2 protein-coding genes are annotated in these 1,776 nt (G+C 47.7%); both read left to right on the top strand.

What is annotated here, in order from left to right; genetic code table 11:
• Positions 1–772 (top strand): cell division protein FtsZ (locus Q7R76_07260; protein MDO8643337.1); only part of this gene is annotated, 772 nt, incomplete at its 5' end.
• Positions 773–890: 118 nt separating this feature from the next.
• Positions 891–1,776: FAD-dependent oxidoreductase (locus Q7R76_07255; protein MDO8643336.1), on the top strand; the 886-nt coding region annotated here is incomplete at its 3' end.

Raw genomic sequence — 1,776 nt, 5'->3', positions numbered from 1 at the left:
AATCGGCGCCTTGACCGTGGCTGTCGTTACCAAGCCTTTCTTTTTTGAAGGGGCGCAAAGAATGCGTTTGGCGGAACAAGGTCTTGAAGAACTTCGAAAATCAGTTGACGCTATCATCATTATTCCAAACGATCGTCTGCTTTCCACAATCAGCAAGGAAACCACGGCACGCGCCGCGTTTGCTATGTGCGATGAGATTTTGAAGCAAGCTGTTGAGGGCATTTCCGACCTTATCACTACGCCAGGAGTTATCAATATCGACTTCGCCGACATCCGCTCCATCATGGAAAATGCCGGAAGCGCTTTGATGGGCATCGGCTCGGCCTCGGGTGAAAAACGGGCGGAAGAAGCGGCAAAAAATGCCATCAATTCTCCCCTATTAGAACTTTCAATCCACGGTGCGAAAGGTGTTTTGTTCTCAATTGCTGGTGGCGATGACCTCACCATGTTTGAAATCCAAGATGCGGCAAAAGTCATCACTGAATCAATTGATGCGAATGCAAAAGTCATCTTCGGTACCGTTCGCGATGAAAAGCTAAAGAAAGGCGAGGTCAAAATTACTGTTATTGCTTCTGGTTTCCCTGAAAATATCGCCAAGCGCAGCCTTTTCCATACTGACCCGGCGGAAGATAAGAAAGGTAAAAGTTATAGCGTAACACCTCCATCAGTTTCAAAAGAGGCAACTCCAAAAGCCGAAGAAAAGAAAGTCACGGAAGATAATGATGATGACTGGGGAGCAGTTCCTGCTTTTCTACGCAGAGCCAAAAAGTAAGTTTTAAAGTTACGCCCAGCCATCCTGATGCCAAATCGGGATGGCTGGGCTTTAGTTTGGAAGTTTCTGATGTATAATATGTTTTGCCTTTAACTTATCAACTTTTAAACTTACCAACTTGGAACTAATCTACGATTTAGCAATCATCGGCGGCGGGCCGGCGGCTGTAGCCGCCGGCGTCTATGCCTCGCGCAAACGCCTGAAAACCATTTTTATCGCCAAAGAATTCGGTGGTCAGAGTACGGTCAGTGCAGACATTCAAAATTGGATCGGCACTTCATCAATCAGCGGCACGAAACTTGCGGAAAACCTAAAGGAGCACCTAAAAACCTACGCAAGCGACGTGGTAACAATCCTTGATGGTGTATTGGTAGAGAGCGTAGAAAAAGCGTCAGACAGTTTTAAAATAAACGTAGGTGAAAAATCCTATGAAGCAAAGACTGTTTTAATCGCCACAGGAAGCCGTAGAAGGAGGCTCGAGGTGCCAGGTGCCGACAAATTTGAACATAAAGGCGTTGTATACTGCGCTTCCTGCGACGGACCGCTTTTTGCAGACATGGATGTTGTGGTCATCGGTGGCGGCAACGCTGGCTTTGAAACCGCGGCGCAACTTCTCGCCTATGCAAAGAGTGTAGTTTTGCTCCAGCGCCGTGAAGAATTTAAAGCCGACCCGGTAACAGTGAAAAAGGTTTTGTCGAACCCCAAAATGCATGCTGTACTCAATACAGAAATTCTTGAGGTGAAAGGCGAACAATTTGTAGAAGCCATCATATACAAAGAAAAAGATACGGGGAACAAAGTCGAACTGCCTACGCAAGGCATTTTCGTGGAAACAGGATCGGTTCCATCAACGGATTTAGTGGCGAAACTTGTCGAGCGAGACTCGTTCGGCCAGATTATCATTGACCCGCGAAATCAGCAAACTTCCCTTCCCGGCATCTGGGCCGCGGGCGACTGCACCAACGGCCTCTACCACCAAAACAACATTGCCGCCGGCGACGCGG

It is taken from the genome of Candidatus Woesearchaeota archaeon (assembly GCA_030651375.1).
Taxonomy (GTDB): domain Archaea; phylum Nanobdellota; class Nanobdellia; order Woesearchaeales; family UBA12501; genus JAUSFM01.
This window is presented reverse-complemented; position numbering and strand designations above follow the sequence as displayed.